This is a genomic window from Candidatus Zixiibacteriota bacterium, from assembly GCA_019038695.1.
GTDB lineage: Bacteria > Zixibacteria > MSB-5A5 > GN15 > FEB-12 > B120-G9.
Genome location: JAHOYZ010000023.1, coordinates 72,100 through 89,007 on the forward strand (window position 1 = coordinate 72,100; position 16,908 = coordinate 89,007).

16 protein-coding genes are annotated in these 16,908 nt (G+C 47.7%); 8 read left to right on the forward strand and 8 right to left on the reverse strand.

Annotated features, from left to right (window positions below; translation table 11 throughout):
- Window position 1 precedes the first annotated feature (1 nt).
- The gene (locus KOO62_08030) at window positions 2-562 is read left to right on the forward strand and encodes a 2'-5' RNA ligase family protein (GenBank protein ID MBU8933943.1); all 561 of its coding nucleotides are present in this window, start codon (window positions 2-4) and stop codon (window positions 560-562) included.
- Between the two features lie 62 nt (window positions 563-624).
- The gene (locus tag KOO62_08035; GenBank protein ID MBU8933944.1) at window positions 625-1,836 is read left to right on the forward strand and encodes a glycosyltransferase family 4 protein; all 1,212 of its coding nucleotides are present in this window, start codon (window positions 625-627) and stop codon (window positions 1,834-1,836) included.
- Between the two features lie 26 nt (window positions 1,837-1,862).
- On the opposite strand, the gene KOO62_08040 is transcribed toward KOO62_08035, so the two are convergent.
- Together KOO62_08040 and KOO62_08045 are read right to left on the reverse strand one after the other, a co-directional pair.
- On the reverse strand, window positions 1,863-2,624 hold the full coding sequence (locus KOO62_08040; GenBank protein MBU8933945.1) for a type III pantothenate kinase: 762 nt from the start codon (window positions 2,622-2,624) through the stop codon (window positions 1,863-1,865).
- Window positions 2,625-2,692: 68 nt separating this feature from the next.
- Entirely contained in the window at window positions 2,693-3,274 is a 582-nt protein-coding gene (locus KOO62_08045; GenBank protein MBU8933946.1) for an RsmD family RNA methyltransferase, read from the reverse strand.
- A gap of 151 nt (window positions 3,275-3,425) precedes the next feature.
- Here KOO62_08045 and KOO62_08050 point away from each other — a divergent pair, with 151 nt between their 5' ends.
- Window positions 3,426-4,076, forward strand: a complete 651-nt coding sequence (locus KOO62_08050) for a ribonuclease HII (GenBank protein MBU8933947.1) — start codon at window positions 3,426-3,428, stop codon at window positions 4,074-4,076.
- Complete coding sequence (locus KOO62_08055; protein MBU8933948.1) at window positions 4,063-4,446, forward strand: YraN family protein; 384 nt, start codon at window positions 4,063-4,065, stop codon at window positions 4,444-4,446. Before KOO62_08050 ends, KOO62_08055 begins: the two co-directional genes overlap by 14 nt.
- Here KOO62_08055 and KOO62_08060 read toward each other — a convergent pair.
- A complete protein-coding gene (locus KOO62_08060) occupies window positions 4,430-4,918 on the reverse strand; it encodes a hypothetical protein (GenBank protein MBU8933949.1) in 489 nt (162 codons plus the stop codon). The two genes, KOO62_08055 and KOO62_08060, sit on opposite strands and share 17 nt — an antisense overlap.
- Window positions 4,919-4,929: 11 nt before the next feature.
- Here KOO62_08060 and ispG point away from each other — a divergent pair, with 11 nt between their 5' ends.
- Entirely contained in the window at window positions 4,930-6,018 is a 1,089-nt protein-coding gene (gene ispG / locus KOO62_08065; GenBank protein ID MBU8933950.1) for a flavodoxin-dependent (E)-4-hydroxy-3-methylbut-2-enyl-diphosphate synthase, read from the forward strand.
- A gap of 94 nt (window positions 6,019-6,112) precedes the next feature.
- On the opposite strand, the gene typA is transcribed toward ispG, so the two are convergent.
- The 5 genes from typA to KOO62_08090 all read right to left on the reverse strand — a co-directional run bounded on the left by typA (window position 6,113) and on the right by KOO62_08090 (window position 12,223).
- The gene (gene typA / locus KOO62_08070) at window positions 6,113-8,026 is read right to left on the reverse strand and encodes a translational GTPase TypA (GenBank protein ID MBU8933951.1); all 1,914 of its coding nucleotides are present in this window, start codon (window positions 8,024-8,026) and stop codon (window positions 6,113-6,115) included.
- Window positions 8,023-9,360, reverse strand: coding sequence for a DEAD/DEAH box helicase (locus KOO62_08075; GenBank protein MBU8933952.1), 1,338 nt, complete (start codon window positions 9,358-9,360; stop codon window positions 8,023-8,025). The genes typA and KOO62_08075 overlap by 4 nt, the downstream gene beginning before the upstream one ends.
- Before the next feature lie 295 nt (window positions 9,361-9,655).
- Window positions 9,656-10,471 (reverse strand): ABC-2 family transporter protein, encoded by an 816-nt coding sequence (locus tag KOO62_08080; GenBank protein ID MBU8933953.1) that lies wholly within the window; start codon window positions 10,469-10,471, stop codon window positions 9,656-9,658.
- On the reverse strand, window positions 10,464-11,243 hold the full coding sequence (locus KOO62_08085) for an ABC-2 family transporter protein (GenBank protein ID MBU8933954.1): 780 nt from the start codon (window positions 11,241-11,243) through the stop codon (window positions 10,464-10,466). The genes KOO62_08080 and KOO62_08085 overlap by 8 nt, the downstream gene beginning before the upstream one ends.
- Complete coding sequence (locus KOO62_08090; GenBank protein ID MBU8933955.1) at window positions 11,240-12,223, reverse strand: ATP-binding cassette domain-containing protein; 984 nt, start codon at window positions 12,221-12,223, stop codon at window positions 11,240-11,242. The genes KOO62_08085 and KOO62_08090 overlap by 4 nt, the downstream gene beginning before the upstream one ends.
- A 362-nt stretch (window positions 12,224-12,585) precedes the next feature.
- Between KOO62_08090 and KOO62_08095 the strand changes: the two genes are divergently transcribed.
- The 3 genes from KOO62_08095 to KOO62_08105 all read left to right on the forward strand — a co-directional run bounded on the left by KOO62_08095 (window position 12,586) and on the right by KOO62_08105 (window position 16,584).
- Entirely contained in the window at window positions 12,586-14,850 is a 2,265-nt protein-coding gene (locus tag KOO62_08095) for a protein kinase (GenBank protein MBU8933956.1), read from the forward strand.
- A 397-nt stretch (window positions 14,851-15,247) separates the two neighbouring features.
- Entirely contained in the window at window positions 15,248-15,820 is a 573-nt protein-coding gene (locus KOO62_08100; protein ID MBU8933957.1) for a PadR family transcriptional regulator, read from the forward strand.
- 185 nt (window positions 15,821-16,005) lie between these two features.
- Complete coding sequence (locus KOO62_08105) at window positions 16,006-16,584, forward strand: NAD(P)H-dependent oxidoreductase (protein ID MBU8933958.1); 579 nt, start codon at window positions 16,006-16,008, stop codon at window positions 16,582-16,584.
- Window positions 16,585-16,908 lie beyond the last annotated feature (324 nt).

Here is a 16,908-nt window from a genome sequence, read left to right on the forward strand (position 1 = left end):
TATGTACCGGAATTTCTACCAACGGCAAAATATTGAGAACCGCCGTCAGAATCTGTACGCTCTGGTAACGTACTTGCCTGAGGAATTGGATCGGATAATCATCCCTCTGAGGGAGAAATTTGACCCACTTCACAATCAGATTGCCTCCCACATTACCATTGTATTTCCCTTTGAGTCCAGTTATCCGATTGAGGAACTGACCGCGATTATCAAAAGAGAGCTCGAAAACGAACCGGAAATACCAATTGAACTTAACTCAATAATGGATTTCTATCCAAAATCACCTATCATATGCTGGAAAGTAGAGAGTAACGACCGTTTGATCTCACTCTACTACCGGCTGCACTCCCAGCTTGGTCTTGCGGTACCGTTCAAGGAGTTTCTTCCTCACGTTACTGTGGCTCAGGAAATCTCTCCCCATCGAGTAATGATGGTGAAAGAAAAAGTCATTCCTTACCTGCCATCCGAGAGTTTCCTGGCTGGGACAATGGACCTGATCACCCCCCTGGATGATCAGAAATGGGTTTCAGTAAGGACTTTTCAGCTCCTCTCATCTGACTGATAGTTAACGAGAAAGTCCTTGCAATAAAAAGGTAAAACCTGTAGACTGATACGGGTAAGTATATGAGAATTTTGATTATTACACAGCATTTTCCGCCGGAACGAGGCGCTGTCAGACGGTTGGGCGAGTTTGCCCGCTACTTTGCACATAAGGGGATGGATGTTTCGGTCCTGACTGCTATTCCCAACTATCCCGATGGTATTGTGCCTGAGAAATATCGTGGTTTCTTCTTCTACCGCGAAGAAATAGATGGCGTCAAGATATATCGCAGCTACGTCCTGCCGGCTTCAAACCGGTACCCGGGAAAGCGGATGATCGGCTTTATCATTTTTATGTTCACAGCCCTCCTCAACAGTGTGCGTATCAAGGGCAAGTTCGACGTTGTCCTGGCTTCATCACCGCCCGTGACTACCCCAGTCGTCGGCTGGCTGGTGAGCAAGCTGCGGCGGGCACGCTTTATCCTTGAGATCCGCGATTTGCAACCAGAATCCAGCGAGGAGTTTGGCAACCTCAAATCATCGCTGTTTACCAGAGTGCTCAAGAAGTTTATGCACTGGATCTACCGTCGAGCCGATCACATTGTCGGTGTCACGGATGGTATCGCGCAGTATATGACAGATATCGGAATCCCAGCCAACCAGGTAACAACGATCAAATCCGGTGTCGGTCAGGAATTCCTGGCTGCTGATTCCAACGGAATTCGTAAGAAGTTCGGCTGGGATGACAAATTCCTGGTTCTGTACGCAGGTACCCTGGGCTGGGCACATAGTCTTGAGACAGTTATCGAGGCCGCCCGTCAGTTGGTTGACCAGCCGGATATATATTTCGTGTTTGCCGGTGATGGTCAGAAACGGCAGGCGCTGGAAGGCATGGTACGGGATTACGGTCTGAAGAATTGTTGTTTCATTGGACTTCAGTCATTGGAAACGATCCCGTATTTTCTCAAAGCCAGCGATGTTCTGGTGGAGAGTCTCAAAGAGGTTCCGATCACCAGAGGAACTTTCCCTGCCAAACTGTTTGAGTATATGGCTTCAGGTCGCCCGATTATTTTTGGGTCACGTGGTGGCGAAGCGGTCAGCGAATTGGAGAAGGCGGGTGGCGCGCTCTGGTTCCCGGCCGATCAGCCTGATAAGCTCTCCGAATTGATTCTGAAGCTCAAACAGGGTCGGATCGACGGCGCCCGATTGGGCCGGCAGTACCATGATCATGTCGCCAAGTATCACGTTCGCGAACGCTGGGCGCACCGCTACTATGAGTTGATTGATCAGGACTAACGATTATTGTTTTTGGGGCATGCCCCTTACTCCCCTGCAATCACCCGTAATCCCTGCAATGTAAGGTCAGGTATGACCTGTTCGATATGGCGGGAGTGTTTCTCAATGCCCGGAGCAAGACCACCAGTCGCGATCACCTTGCAACCTTCGAATTTGCATTCATCGAGAATGCGCTCAATAATGAAATCCACTTGTCCGACCGTCCCGTAAAATAGGCCCGACTTCAAAGCCGCCGAAGTCGATTTGCCCACCACTTTATCCGGTCGCTCAATACGTACATCGAACAAACGAGCTGCTTTCCGTGCCAGTTCGGCCATCGAAGTCTCCGGTCCGGGAGAGATCACGCCGCCGATGTAGGCTCCTTCAGCGCTGACAATATCGAACGTCGTGGCAGTACCGAAATCGACAATGATCACCGGACCGCCAAACAGTTCATAGCCGGCTGCGGCGTTGGCGATACGATCCGCTCCGATTTGTTGGGGCAGGTCGATATCAATCCGAATTGGTAGCTTAATTTCATGTGATACAACCAGCGGTTCGCGTTGGAAATATCTGACACAGGCTTGCTCATAGGCGGTCGTCAGGGGTGGTACCACTGAACCTAGAATCACCCGTGTGATTCTGCTCACCTCGATCTGGTCTCGCTGGAGCAGATTAAGAAGCGTTGCGCCGATTTCGTCGGCCGTAGCATCTCTTCGGGTGGCCAGACGAAAACTGGCGGTCAATTTGTTGCCCTCAAGGATTCCCAGGACAACATTGGTATTGCCAATATCAATAGCTAACAACATAACTTAATATAGAGAGAATAGTCGTTTTGTCCACTAACTTCGGGTTGCGTCAGACTGATCTACGCAGTCTATTTTATGCCCAGCACAGAGAAAGTCGTATTGCCGTACTTGCGCAATTGCAGCATGGGGTAGTTTTGGAAATCAATATCCTTGGTCTCGGAAGTATCATGTTGACAAATGATGATTCCCTGTTCTGCTGACAGAGGATGCTCGCTCAATATCGTCAGAGCTTGGTCGATCAACCCTTGGTATTGCGGCGGTGCCATCATAATTATGTCAAACGATGTCCCGTTCGAGGCAAAGCGTTCTATGGCATTAAAAACATCCTGGCAATAGCAGTGCAAACTGCTCTCGACACCGAGTTCTTTCGCTTGTGTATTGATCGCTTCTGCCAGTTGTGGTTCAAGCTCGACTCCGACAGCACGCGACGCGCCTCTTGAAACCGCTTCAAAAAGATACGAGCCGGTGCCACTGAACAGGTCAAGATAACTGGCATCGTCAAGATACGGCCCCAGGAAATCAAAGATAGCCCGTCGCAAACGCGTCAATGGTGGGCGAGTGACACCCAGATCGGGAGTGACAATCCGGGCGCCTTTGAGTGCTCCCGCAATAACCTTGAAATCAAGTGACTTCTGTTTTTTCCTGCTCATACTACCATGTGCATTCTGTGAACATTTCGCCCGACAATATAGATCAGCGATTGCCCTAATGAAAGACGTTTCCCGCTCCGATGAACTGAAAGAAGCGTTTTTTGTTGAAATGGCCGCTCTCTGGCGCTACAAATATGAGGTGCAAATGACAATGAATCTCGACAAAATGGTGACTCTGCCCGATCTTGATCATCTCGAAGAGATGCTGGCTCGCAAGGGATATGGCGCTGTTTGTGGTGTTGATGAAGTCGGTCGGGGACCTTTGGCTGGTCCGGTTGTAGCGGCTGCCGTCATTTTTCCGTTTAATACCAACATAGACGGTCTGGATGATTCCAAGAAACTTACCCCCCTTCAGAGAGAGCGTGTCTTTGACGAAATCGTGGATCTCGGGCTGATCTGCGCCGTAGGTGTACTGGATAATGAAGATGTTGATCGAATGAATATTCATCGTGCGTCGCTTATGGCCATGCGTAAAGCCGTGTCGGACCTCAACCAATCCCCAGACTTCGTTCTGGTCGATGGCAAATTCACTGTCCCGAATATCACTCTTCCGCAGTTTGCGGTTGTGGCTGGTGATGCTCGATGTCCGTGTATTTCAGCTGCTTCAATTGTTGCCAAAGTAACGCGAGACCGTATTATGGACCGGATGCAACCTCTATATCCGTCCTTCTCATTCTCTAAGCACAAAGGCTACCCGACCCCGGCTCATCTCAAAGAGTTGAAGATGTACGGCCCGACCGAGATTCACCGCAAATCCTTTAAGCCAGTGGCGGATCTCTTGAAAGAGTATGCTCTCGTCTAAAGATGATCCTTCCGATGGCACAAATCGCGTGCAAACCGGCCGCTCATTTGAGAAGCTGGCCGCTCGGTTCTTTCAGGATCAGGGTTTTGAAATCCTGGAGCGTAACTGGCATGATGGCCCCCGCGAAATAGACTTGATTGTCAGCAAGGATAGCCTGATTGTCTTTGTCGAAGTGAAATCAACCTCATCAAGAAAATTCGGACACCCAGTCGAGCGCGTTGATAAGCGCAAGGTCTACAATATCGTTCGCGCCGCCCAACGGTACCTCGTAGACGAAGAAATCCATCAGCACGACTTTCGGTTCGATGTTGTCACATTCACCAAAGGCCAACTGGAACATTTCCCTGATGCCTTTACGGCTCCTGAGTGACAGGCTGTACAACTTCCAATGAGTCCGGCTGTTCGTCGCGGTTTCCCTGATACTTATGTCCTAACTCGCACAACGAATCAACATAGTAGCTAACCAAGCGCGTGAACTGCTCGTATTTCTCAGGCCGATCATTGTACAATTCAAGATACTTGTGCATCTGTTCCGTCGTAACCCCCGATTCGACAAGGAGAGAATCACGCAGGATTAGAAAAGTCTGAGGTTCCTCACGAAACCGGGCGCTGAGGTACCAGACCCGAGCCGTGATCAGTGCCTGTTCCCGAGATAGCCGATCATATTCGTCCGCTTGTTTGTTGCGGTAGTGATCAATACCAAACCACGCCGCGATCAGAATGACAAGTGGCAGGAATCGCTTAACCCAGATCAAACCGGCTCCTTTCTTCTTCGGTGATAACTTCCGGTTGCCGCCATGTCTACTATTGCGTAAACTATTGATCCAATGTGTACTGGTCAAGGTGATATGCGATGGAACTGAAATACCCCATACAGCGGCGTAAGAGCCGGACAGTCAAGATCGGTGATATTATCATCGGTGGTGGTTTCCCGATTGCAATCCAGTCCATGACAACCACCGACACGCGAGATGTTGAAGCGACGGTTCGGCAAACTCGGGAACTCTTCGAGGCTGGGTGCGACATTGTACGGATGTCAGTTATCAATGATGATGCCGCCGATTGCCTCAAAGATATCAGAGAACAGATTGATGGACCTTTAGTTGCAGATATCCACTTCCAGCACACGCTGGCGCTCAAAGCCATAGAAGCCGGATTCGACAAGGTTCGTATCAATCCCGGAAATATTGGTGCTGAGTGGAAGGTGCGCGAAGTGACCCAGGCCGCCAAAGACGCTGGCGTGCCGATTCGGATCGGCGTCAACTCCGGATCGCTTCCCAAAGACCTGCTGGAGCAGTTTGGTCACAATGATCCCGAAGCGTTCGCCGAGGCGGCTATGCGAGAAATTGCCGTACTTGAGAACATGGATTTCCAAGACATCGTCATCTCCGTCAAATCGACTGACACTACCACCGCTTTCTGGGCGTATCATCTGCTTGCACAGCGGTGCGACTATCCCCTGCATATCGGTATCACCGAAGCCGGGACGCTTGAGACTGGTACCGTCAAATCAGCCGTAGGTATTGGTGCCATTCTTCTGACTGGCATCGGCGACACCCTGCGGGTGTCATTGTCTGCCGATCCGATCCATGAGGTGAGAGTAGCTAAACAGATTCTCACATCCTGTGCCCTGAAAACTGATGGCGTCGAGGTCATCGCCTGTCCTACGTGTGGGCGTTGTCAGATAGATATGATCCCCATCGCTGAATCAATCGAGCGGAAGACCAGGAACATCAAAGCCCACCTCAAAGTGGCTGTAATGGGTTGCGTGGTAAATGGTCCCGGCGAGGCAAAAACAGCTGATGTTGGCATCGCTGGTGGTGATGGAAAAGGGATTGTGATCAAGCAGGGTGAGATCGTCCGCACTGTCAGCGAAACCGAACTCGAACGGGAACTGCTCAAAGAAATCGAAGCGATCACCGGCGAGAAACCCGAAGGGTGACAAAACGGACATCATCCGATATTTTTTACTATGCTCTGTAGGTCGAGTTTTTTGATCCAGTCAAGACAAGACTTAGATATGACTAGCCAGGCGTCTATGCGGAAGGTCTCAATTGCAAACCATTTTCGCTTTCGTCCAAACCGAGCAGCTTTTTGCTGGCCCGCCTTCGGTCATCGCCATCCAGAATCGCTTTCCTGATTCGAATAGACTTGGGAGTGACTTCGACCAGTTCGTCGTCCCTGATCCATTCCATCGCCTGCTCCAGTGTCATTTTCCGGGGAGCATCAACTTTAACGCCCATATCTTTAGTAGATGATCTATGGTTGGTCAGATGTTTCCGTTTGGTTGGGTTACAGGTCATATCCATTGTTCTTGCGTTTTCGCCGACGATCTGGCCGGTATAGACCTTTTCGGTCGGTTCGACAAAGATGACAGACCGCTCCTGAAGCCCTTCCAGGGCATACGCGGTAGCGGAACCTGTTTCGATACTGATAACAGAACCTTTGGTTCTTGATACAATATTCCCACGCCACGAACCGTAGCCAACAAAACGGGAGGCCATGATTCCAAGACCACGCGTGTCGGTTAGAAACTCCGATCTGTATCCGATCAACCCGCGGGTGGGGATTTCAAACTCGATACGAATCGTACCTGTACTACCATTCTCAACCGAAACCAACTCGCCTCTACGTCGGGCAAGCTTCTCAATGATAATGCCCTGGTGCTGTTCAGGAACATCTATCATTAGCTGTTCTATCGGTTCCAGGACATGACCGTTTTCGTCAAGACGCGTGATTACTTCCGGACGAGAGATACAAAGCTCAAGTCCTTCACGTCGCATTTCTTCAATCAGGATAGCCAGATGAAGTTCGCCGCGCCCTGAAACTTTTACACCATCCGGCCGACCGATATCTTCCACTCGAAGAGCAACATTTACACGCAGTTCTCTTGCGAGTCGTTCTTTCAACTGCCGGAGCATAATCGCTGTGCCATCCTGTCCTGAGAACGGTCCGTTGTTGACTAAGAAAAACACAGATAGAGTAGGTTGTTCGATCTCAAGAGGCCTTAATGCTTCCTTCGTATCTTCACTCTTGCAGAATGTATCGCCAATCCCAATCTCGGGAGGTCCGGCCAGCCAAACGATATCGCCAGCGGAGATTTTGTCGGTCTCGACCCGTGTCAGACCGCGAGTAATCCACATGTGGATACCTTTTGCTCTTGAAGAAGAAACCAACTCCCAGCCTTCATCCTGACGAAGTGGATCTTTCAGCTTGGTTGCTATGCGTGTGAAATCCTCACCTTTCCTCAGAGTACCCCGAAGAACCCGACCACAACCGATTTGACCGATATAGTCACTCCAATCAAGAGAGCTGACCTGCATCAGGAAATCACCATCCTGATTGCCCCCGGGAGCAGGGACCTCGTCAATGATTGTCTGAAACAGGGAAGCCATTCCCTTTTGTTCTTCCTTACCCAGATCATTGACAAACCAGCCGTTAAGACCGGAACCATAGAGTACCGGAAAATTAGCCTGCTCATCGGTAGCGCCCAGTTCTATGAAGAGGTCAAAGGTCTTGTCCAGGGCATAATCCGGACGGGCGTTCGGGCGGTCTACTTTATTGATAATGACAATCGGGCGAAGACCCAATTTCAGGGCACGCATAAGCACATAACGGGTCTGCGGCATCGGCCCTTCGTTGGCATCAACCAACAACAAAACCGAGTCTACCATTGAGAGTACCCGTTCAACTTCGCCGGAGAAATCGGCGTGACCGGGAGTATCAATGATATTTATCAAGTAATCATTCCACGATACAGTGCAGTGCTTGGAACGAATAGTTATCCCACGTTCACGTTCTATTGCGTTGTTGTCCATTAGCCGTTCGGCCACTTCCTGATTTGCCCGGAAGGTCTGTGTTGCTTTGAACACAGAGTCTATGAGAGTCGTTTTGCCGTGGTCAATATGAGCCACAATAGCAAGATTTCGGATATGAGCTATATCAGTCATTGTCGATCCTGTCCGTCCGAGTTGCGTGATGATGCATACTTTCGATTCGGATCTTTTCTCTTGAAGCTATTCTGTTTTAATTCAATCCGCTTAACAGCGGATTTCCTGGAAATACGCTTCTTGAAGTCCTGACGTTTTGATAAACGCTTTTTGGAAGCTTTTCGTTTTAAAGGCTTATCATCTCCTGCAGACTCGTTTCTCAAGTTCGATTGATCGGCTTTTCTCATAAGGAGCTTCTCGGAAGGCAGGGTCGGAAGAGCCGAGATAGCCAGTTTGGTATTCATGAATCTTTCGATACTTCCGATAGACCCCTTTTGATCGGTAGTAGCATAAGAAATGGCGTGGCCGGTTTTCCCGGCCCGACCGGTGCGGCCGATACGATGAACGTAATCTTCTGAGTTAGCCGGCATATCGTAGTTGACCACCAGTTCGATCCCTGAGACGTCGATTCCACGGGCGGCAATATCAGTTGCTATGAGTACCTGATATCTTCCCCGCTTGAATCCTTCTAAGGCCGTTTGCCTTTGTCCCTGACTTCGGTTGGAATGAATTTCAGCCGCGGCAAACCCCATATTATTTACTTTAGTCGTCAATTTGCGAGCCATCCATTTGGTTTTCGTAAATACAAGTACCGGGCCGGAACACTGCTTGAGCTGGAAGGCCAAAAGCCGGCTCTTGTCTCGCTTATTTATGACAAACATTTCATGGCTAACCTCAACAGGGGTGGCGCCGGAACGACTGATCTCAATACGGGTCGGATCTTCCATGAACTTATCAGCAATAGCTTCAATTGCTTTTGGCATAGTTGCTGAAAACAGCATTGTTTGACGTTTGCCAGGAATTGACTTCACTATTTTCTTGATATCAGGAGCAAACCCCATATCGAGCATCCGGTCGGCCTCATCCAATATCAGAACCTTTGTATTAGAAAGGTCGACGCTTTTCCTTGCAATATGATCCATAAGTCTTCCAGGAGTCGCTATAATCAAGCGAGGTTTTTTTTGGAGAGCATTCAACTGCAAAGACATTGAGGCTCCCCCGATCAAAACTGCCGAACGCAAACGTACTAAGCGACTAAGAGCTTGAAGTTGCTCATCCACCTGAATGGCCAGTTCACGAGTCGGGACTACCACAAGTCCGGTGCCTCTTTTCATTTGTGACAAACGCTGTAACATTGGAATCCCAAATGCCAGAGTTTTGCCGGAACCAGTCTGTGCAACGGTGAGAATATCATTTCCTTGAATACCTGCCGGTATCGCTTCTTTCTGAACGGGAGTTGGGTTCTCAAAGTTAAGTTGTTTGATCCCCTTTATTAAGCTCGGGATAATATCCAAATTATCAAATCCGCTACTGGATCGTCTGGTCGTTTTGTTGCTTCTTCTATGTCTATCTAAAGCAGTGTCATGTAATAGTTGGTCTAAGTTCAAGTAATTCTCTCTAATGTGTCAAGTTATGTGTGTGAAAGTATTTCTGCAGTCGAGACAATTAACTGTTAAATCAGTAATTGTCAAGGACAAAGAACAGACATTTGTAGATATTATCCATCTACCATAAACCTCTGATACATATACGGCTGAGGATACACGGAAAGCAGGTCTGCCCCGACGTTCTACCTCAAGAGCGAGATTCCTACAGACGCACCCCCATCCGGTTCCCTGACTCATATGATCGTAATCCCAGACAGAACACGCCGTAGGCGATTCCGACAACCAGCAGATCGGCGCAGATTAGGATTGCAAGCTGGTTGGCATCAAAGGACTGAAATATCTCAAACGGAATCCAAGCCGCAAGTGCCGCCGGAACCAGGCTATATAACAAAAGAACCACCGGACCATCAAACAACGTCCCCGGATACAATGCGAAGCTGATTACCATATCGGAAGCCCTGGTGGCCAATTCCTCGGCATTTCCAAGAAAGAAAGTCATGCTGTGATACAATACCCTCAAAGATATCAATATCGCTGCGAACATGATGCTGAATAACATGAACAACAACAGACCACCTATGCTGATAGGTTGGGTGGCAAAAAAGAGGATAAGCCCATAGGCTAGATCTCCCCATCCGGAAACATGTGAACGCGAGATCAGGACATTGAGGAGAACAGGTTTGGGCTGCAATAGGTAAACGTCGAGTTCGCCATTGTAGATGATTTGAGATAGATGCGATGAATTACCGAAAAATACGGCTGCAATTCCAAAACCGGTTGCTGCCAGCGCCCAGAGAAACATGACAGCTGTGAAGTCATAGCCTTTGATCGTACCAACGCGGTCAAATAGAATCAGCCAGAATATAATAAAGGCGGAGTTGTTGACAATCATTGCGAAGACCTGGGTCAGGAAGGCGGCGCGATACTCGATCCCTGCCGACAAGTTGGTCGCCTGATAGCGGCCAAACAACCTGACCGATCTGGCAAGCGATGAATCTCCCGAATGTGTATTATCCACCCTGGACATGTACCCTCCTGCGAGCAATCGCAAAGGTCATGGCGCAACACATAAACAGTATGGTGGCATAGATCGCAAATCCTGAAAGCCCAATCAGAAAGACATCCATATCAAACCGGACCATTGTCCGCGCTGGCCAGTAGGCGGAGAATGCGAAAGGCAAGTAGCGCACAATTCCGGCCAGCCATTCCGGATAGAGATCAATCGGGAAAAATACTCCGCCAACGATAAATGCCAGTTTGGTCAGAATCCAGAAGAAAGGACCGACCTCTTCAAACCAAAACGAAAGCAATCCGATGTTCACCTGCCACAGGACGTTCAGTAATATTCCCCCTGCAATCAGTGTCAGACCAAAAGGCAGCGCTGTCAGATAGCCGTCAAGAGGCCCGACAAACAGATAGGCAATGACGAATCCCAGTACGAGAATTGGCAGGCTTCTGATCAGACTTTCCCCCATGCCGCGTGAGACTTTAAACAATACATAGGAGTACGGACGAGCCAAACCATAGACAACAGTTCCGTCTTTAACTTCCCGCTGAATCTGGTTCATAATTCCTGATCGTGAAAGCTCGATAGCCTCAGCGAAAGTAAGATACCAAACCATCTGGATCATCGTATATCCCTCGAGTGAAGTGTGATCCTGGTAGATCGCTTTCCACAGGGAATAGAAAATGAACATGAGTACAACGAAGAACACGTTGCGCAATAAGAAAGCGGGAAGATACGCAATCTGTTCACGGCCTGAAATAGTCAATATCCTGAGGTACTTCACGGCGTTTCCTGCGAGTATATCATGGCAATGACATCATCAAGAGGTGGATTGGTAACGGTCATGTCTTTGATGCGATTATTTTGCATGATCGCCTCGATGACACACGATAGTTCCACCCGATCAAGATTGATCTCAAGTTTGGCCGAACGATCATTCTTCTTGAGGATCTCCACACCATCCATGACCAATTTCAAAGGGGACTCAAGCCTCAGGGCGATAGTCTTCTTCCGAAAAAACGAATATTTCATTCTGTTGACCGAATCATCCCAGACGATGCGACCGTGGTTAATTACTATGGCACGTTTGCAGATACTGCCTATATCTCCGGTGTCGTGCGAGGTAAGGAAGATAGTAGTCCGATCTTCGGCGTTGATGGTGCGAATCAATTGTCTGATACGTTGCTTAACGATCACGTCAAGTCCGATAGTCGGTTCATCAAGAAACAGGATCTCCGGTTTGTGAATGAGTGAGGCGGCGATCTCGCATCGGATACGTTCTCCGAGGGATAGCTTCCTCACCGGTACGCGCAGGTAATCGCCGATTTGAAAAACCTCGGTCAGGAAATCAATACGCTTTGCAGATTCTGTGCGATCAAGATCATAGATATCCGCAAGGAGATGAAAGGAATCTATCGGCGGCAGGTGATACCAGAGCTGTGATTTCTGACCGAACACCGTCCCTATCCTGTATGATAGCTGTTTCCTTTCCCGGTGTGGATTCAAACCCAGCACGGTAACATCGCCGGAATCGGGAAACATAATGCCGGTAACAATCTTGATAGTTGTGGATTTCCCAGCACCGTTGGGACCTACGAAGGCGAGAATTTCACCCCTGTCAACGGAGAATGAAATGTTGTCAACGGCTGTTGTGTTCCGATAGGTTGGGCTGACCAGACTCTTCATAGCGGCCGCCAGCCCCGATGTCTTTACTTTTGTCCTGAATACTTTTCTAAGACCACTTATTTGAAGAGCTTGTTCCATGGCATTACCCGATTACAAATTCCTGTTAGCCGGAACCCCATTCCTGTGACCCGACCGAACGCTGACTTGCGATTGGCATCCAATATATGTGCAAGCGTTCATATATGCAAACTTCAGTTGACGTGGGTAGTGTATCTTAAGTTGTGTAAATTGTTGAAATGGAATAATAACGCGTTTGACTATGAGTCTTTAGAGCCAAACCAAAGGAGCCAAAACCGTGGTAAACTTGTGGTTTGCAGAGAAAGATTTACGTTATCGCTGGAGCGAAGTCAAGATGGAATTTGCGCTTGAGATTTGAAATCTCTATCTTGTAGTCATAAGGTGATAGTGTGAAGTGACAGAGGATACGAGGCAATTTGTCCATGGCGGCAGATGAATCACATGATGATCGGACCCAGTCCTTCGTTGCCCTGACCAAAGGCACCGACGTTTCGCACTACAAGATAATTGAGAAGATCGGTGCCGGTGGTATGGGGGAAGTGTACTTGGCTGAGGATACTGAGCTTGATCGTAAGGTAGCACTTAAGTTCCTGTCGTCGCACCTCTGTCAGGATGAAGATTGCCGTGCCCGTTTTAAGCGAGAAGCACAAGCGGTAGCCAAGTTGAATCATCCGAACATCGTCACCATTTTTGAAGTCGCCGAGCATAATGGACGACCTTTCTTTGCGATGGAGCATGTCGAGGGGCAGTCTGTAAGAGAGTTCTCGTCAGATGAAGACCTGCCTATAGAGCGGATACTCGATCTGGGCATTCAGATATGTGAAGGATTGCAGGATGCACACGAAAAAGGTGTCACCCACAGGGACATCAAGCTCTCAAACATCCTCATTGATTCACATGGCAGGGCAAAAATCGTCGATTTCGGTCTGGCTTCTGTCGTGGGGTCTGATCAGCTGACTAAGACAGGGTCAACTCTCGGAACCATTGGCTATATGTCCCCGGAGCAAGTTCAGGGCAAAGAGATCGATCATCGTTCCGATCTTTTCTCTCTTGGGGTTGTCCTATATGAGCTAATCACCAAACAGAATCCATTCAAGCGAGACATTGAAGCCGCGACTCTCAAGGCCGTCTGCGATGATATGGTACACCCGCTCGCGCGGTACCGTTCTGACATTCCTGAGGGCTTGCAGGGAGTAATCGAGAGAGTTCTTGAGAAGCACGTTGAGACCCGTTACCAGTCTGCTGCTGATTTGGCCAGCGACATTAAGCGCGTCTCCATCAAGGGGAGTAGTTCTACATCAGCAACAAAGCAGCACCAATCGATAGCAGTGCTGCCGTTTGTCGATATGAGTCCCGAGAAAGACCAGGAATACTTCTGCGACGGTATCGCCGAAGAGCTGATCAACGGTCTGACGCAACTTAGTGGACTGAAGGTAGCCGCCAGGACGTCGGCGTTCCAGTTCAAGCAACCCGATCGCGATATTCCAACCATAGGACGAGAATTGGGTGTCACAACCGTACTAGAAGGTAGTGTACGGAAGGCAGGAAACCGTCTTCGCATAACCGCACAATTAGTCAGTGTTAAAGACGGCTTCCATCTCTGGTCCGAAAAATACGATCGCACCCTTGACGATGTTTTTGCGATCCAGGACGAAATCTCATTGGCGATTGTGGATAAACTCAAAGTCAGACTCCTCGGGGAGGAGAGAAGTGCGCTCATAAAACGGCACACCGATGACCAGGAAGCCCATAATCTCTATCTCAAGGGCCTGTATTTCTGGAATCGGCGGCTCGAAGGCGGTATGAAGCTGGCCATGGAACATTTTCACCAGGCGATCGAGAAAGATCCCGATTATGCGCTAGCCCATGTAGGTGTTGCCGATACGTACAACATCTCCGGTTTTTTTGGCTTTTTCCCGCCCAAAGAGGCCTTCCCGAGGGCATTTACCGCGGCAAAAAAGGCGTTGGAGATTGATGACAAGTTGGGGGAGGCCCACGCGTCGCTGGCTTGGTTCTACACTTTTCATGAGTGGGACTGGTCCGCGGCAGAAAGTGAATTCAAGCGCGCTATCGAGCTTAATCCAAACTACGCAACGGCTCATGAGTGGTACGGGGTCTATCTCATCGCTATGGGCAGGTTCGACGAAGCGATCGCTGAGACGGAGCGCGCTCGGGTTCTGGATCCGCTGTCGCTCATCATAAACGCGGTCGTAGGGGTTGCATACTATTTTGCTCGCCGGTACGAGGAGAGCATCAAGAACCAGCAGAAAACACTGGATTTGGATCCTAACTTCCTGCTGGCAAACACGTGGATCGTTCTAGCTTATGTTGCTAACGGTATGTGTGAGAGCGTGGTCAAGACCATACGTAGGGTCGAAGCGTCTGCTGTAGAACACGCTTACTCGCTCGGGTATTTCGGGTTTGCCTGCGGTGTGTGTGGTCAAGAAGAAGATGCCTTGAGAACACTTGACATTCTGAACGAGCTGGCGAAAAAGCGGTACGTTTCCCCAGTTCACCAAGCCAACGTCCTCCTGGGCCTTGGCAGGATGGATGAGGCGTTTGATTTGCTCGAGAAAGCCTACGTGGAGAGGAATCCCATGCTGGTGTTTATAGGAACAGGTCCCTTCTTCGATCCTATCTTGTCGAACACGCGGTATGTGGAGTTGCTGAGGAAGATTGGTCTTTAACAACTTGTTGGTAGTTGACGTAGGGCAGAACCCCTTTGCGGTTCTGCCACTCTCATGTAATTGTCAGAAAACCCGGCATCTGAAGGAAGTCCCGCTCAAAAGGAAACTCCCGAAGTAATTGGACTTCAGGAGCTTAAATTTGGTAGCGGGGAGGAGATTTGAACCTCTGACAACCACACTATGTGTGCTTCGGGTTATGGGCCTGTTCAATTGTCCGAACAACAGCAAGCACCAGACACTAACCTGTAGTAATAGCAATTATTTACGGGAAACACAGTGTCTGGTATTCCCTCTTATTATCTACTGTTCTTGCTCGTTCTGTTAGAAAACTGTTAGGAAGAGGTGTATGTCAAATGTTTCTCTTGATTATATATTACAGTAGTGTTATATTGTATATATGATATATAAAAATACGGATAGCCAAATTACAAATGTTGAATTAACATTACTTCAAATCATTGGTGAGAAAGAAGAAATCTCTGGTTATGAAATCAATCAAATTGTAATTGAAAGATGTTATAGAAATTGGGCAGATATTGGTACCACTTCAATTTATAAAGGACTTGTAAAATTAGAAAATAAACATCTTGTTACTTCGATCCTGAAAAAAAATAAAACTGGAAAAGGACCGGTACCTCGATTATTTAAACTAAATAAAAGAGGAAACAAGACATTAAAAGATGAAATATTATTTGCATTATCAAATACAAATGAACGAGATTATCGCTTTGATCTTGGTCTTGCCGGATTATGTTTTGTCGATTTTAAGGATGCTATATTCGCGCTTGGAAATCGTAAAACAGAGTTAATTAAGAGGCAGGTATTTATTAAAGAAAAATTAAAGAATGAGGGGACTATGAATCTGCCGTTCTCTGCTATTTTGGTGTTTAAGCACCCATTATCTCTTATTAAAAACGAAATACGATTCATCGATTCTATTATTACACAACTAGAACAAAAAATGAAATAAATCGTCCCTTAGGAATAATAGAAATCGTAATCAAAGTGTATTGTCTGATAGTGGAAACATTATTTTTTATCAATTTTTGGAAGATGCAAACTAAGCTTATTTTAAATAACTAACAAATCTTTGCAGGTGATTCCTGCAAGTAGGCATCAGAGTAATCAATCGTTATGTAATTAAAGGAAACATACATGAAGAAAACACTCGTCATACTCGGGCATCCTTCAAGCGAGAGCTTTTCTGCATGTCTGGCAGATAAATATTGTGAGGGAGCCAAAGATTCCGGGAATGAAATAAAAAGAATTAATGTTGGCGAACTTGACTTTGCCCCATTTCTCAAAAATGGATATTCAAAAGAGCAATATATTGAGCCAGATATCTTAAAGTCTCAAGAGCAAATAAAATGGGCTAATCATTTGGTCTTCATTTATCCTACATGGTGGGCAACTCCAACTGCTTTGCTAAAAGCATTTATAGAAAGAACCATGCTTCCCGGTTTTGCGTATAAATTTAAGAAAAGCAAACATGTTGTTGCCTGGGACAAATTACTTAAGGGGAAATCCGCTAGAATTATAAGTACAATGGATACTCCCCCTATTATCTATAAGTGGATTGTAGGCGATCCGGGGTATAAAATGATGAAAGACATGTTTCACTTTTGTGGAATAAAACCTGTATCGAAAACATATTTTGGCTCTGTAAAAATGTCATCTGAAGCAACAAGACGAAAATGGCTAAGTAAGTGTCTCAATATTGGGCGAAATGATTAGTGTGTCACTTAATATGGCAAATAGACAAAGCCAGCAAAAAAGCCCGCTTCTCTTTGCGACTACTTGACAAACGGCATCCGAAGGAATCCCGAATCAAAAGAAAACCCTCGAAGCTGTTGGGCTTCAAGGGGATAATTTGGTGGCGGGGAGAGGATTTGATCCTCTGATAACCACACTATGTGTGCTTCGGGTTATGAGCCTGTACAGAAATCCAAACAGTAGAAAGCACCAGACACTATCCCGTAGTAATAGCAATTACGTACGGGAAACACAGTGTCTGGTGTTTCTTCTTATTGCCCGGTGTTCTTGCTCGTTTTGTTAGAA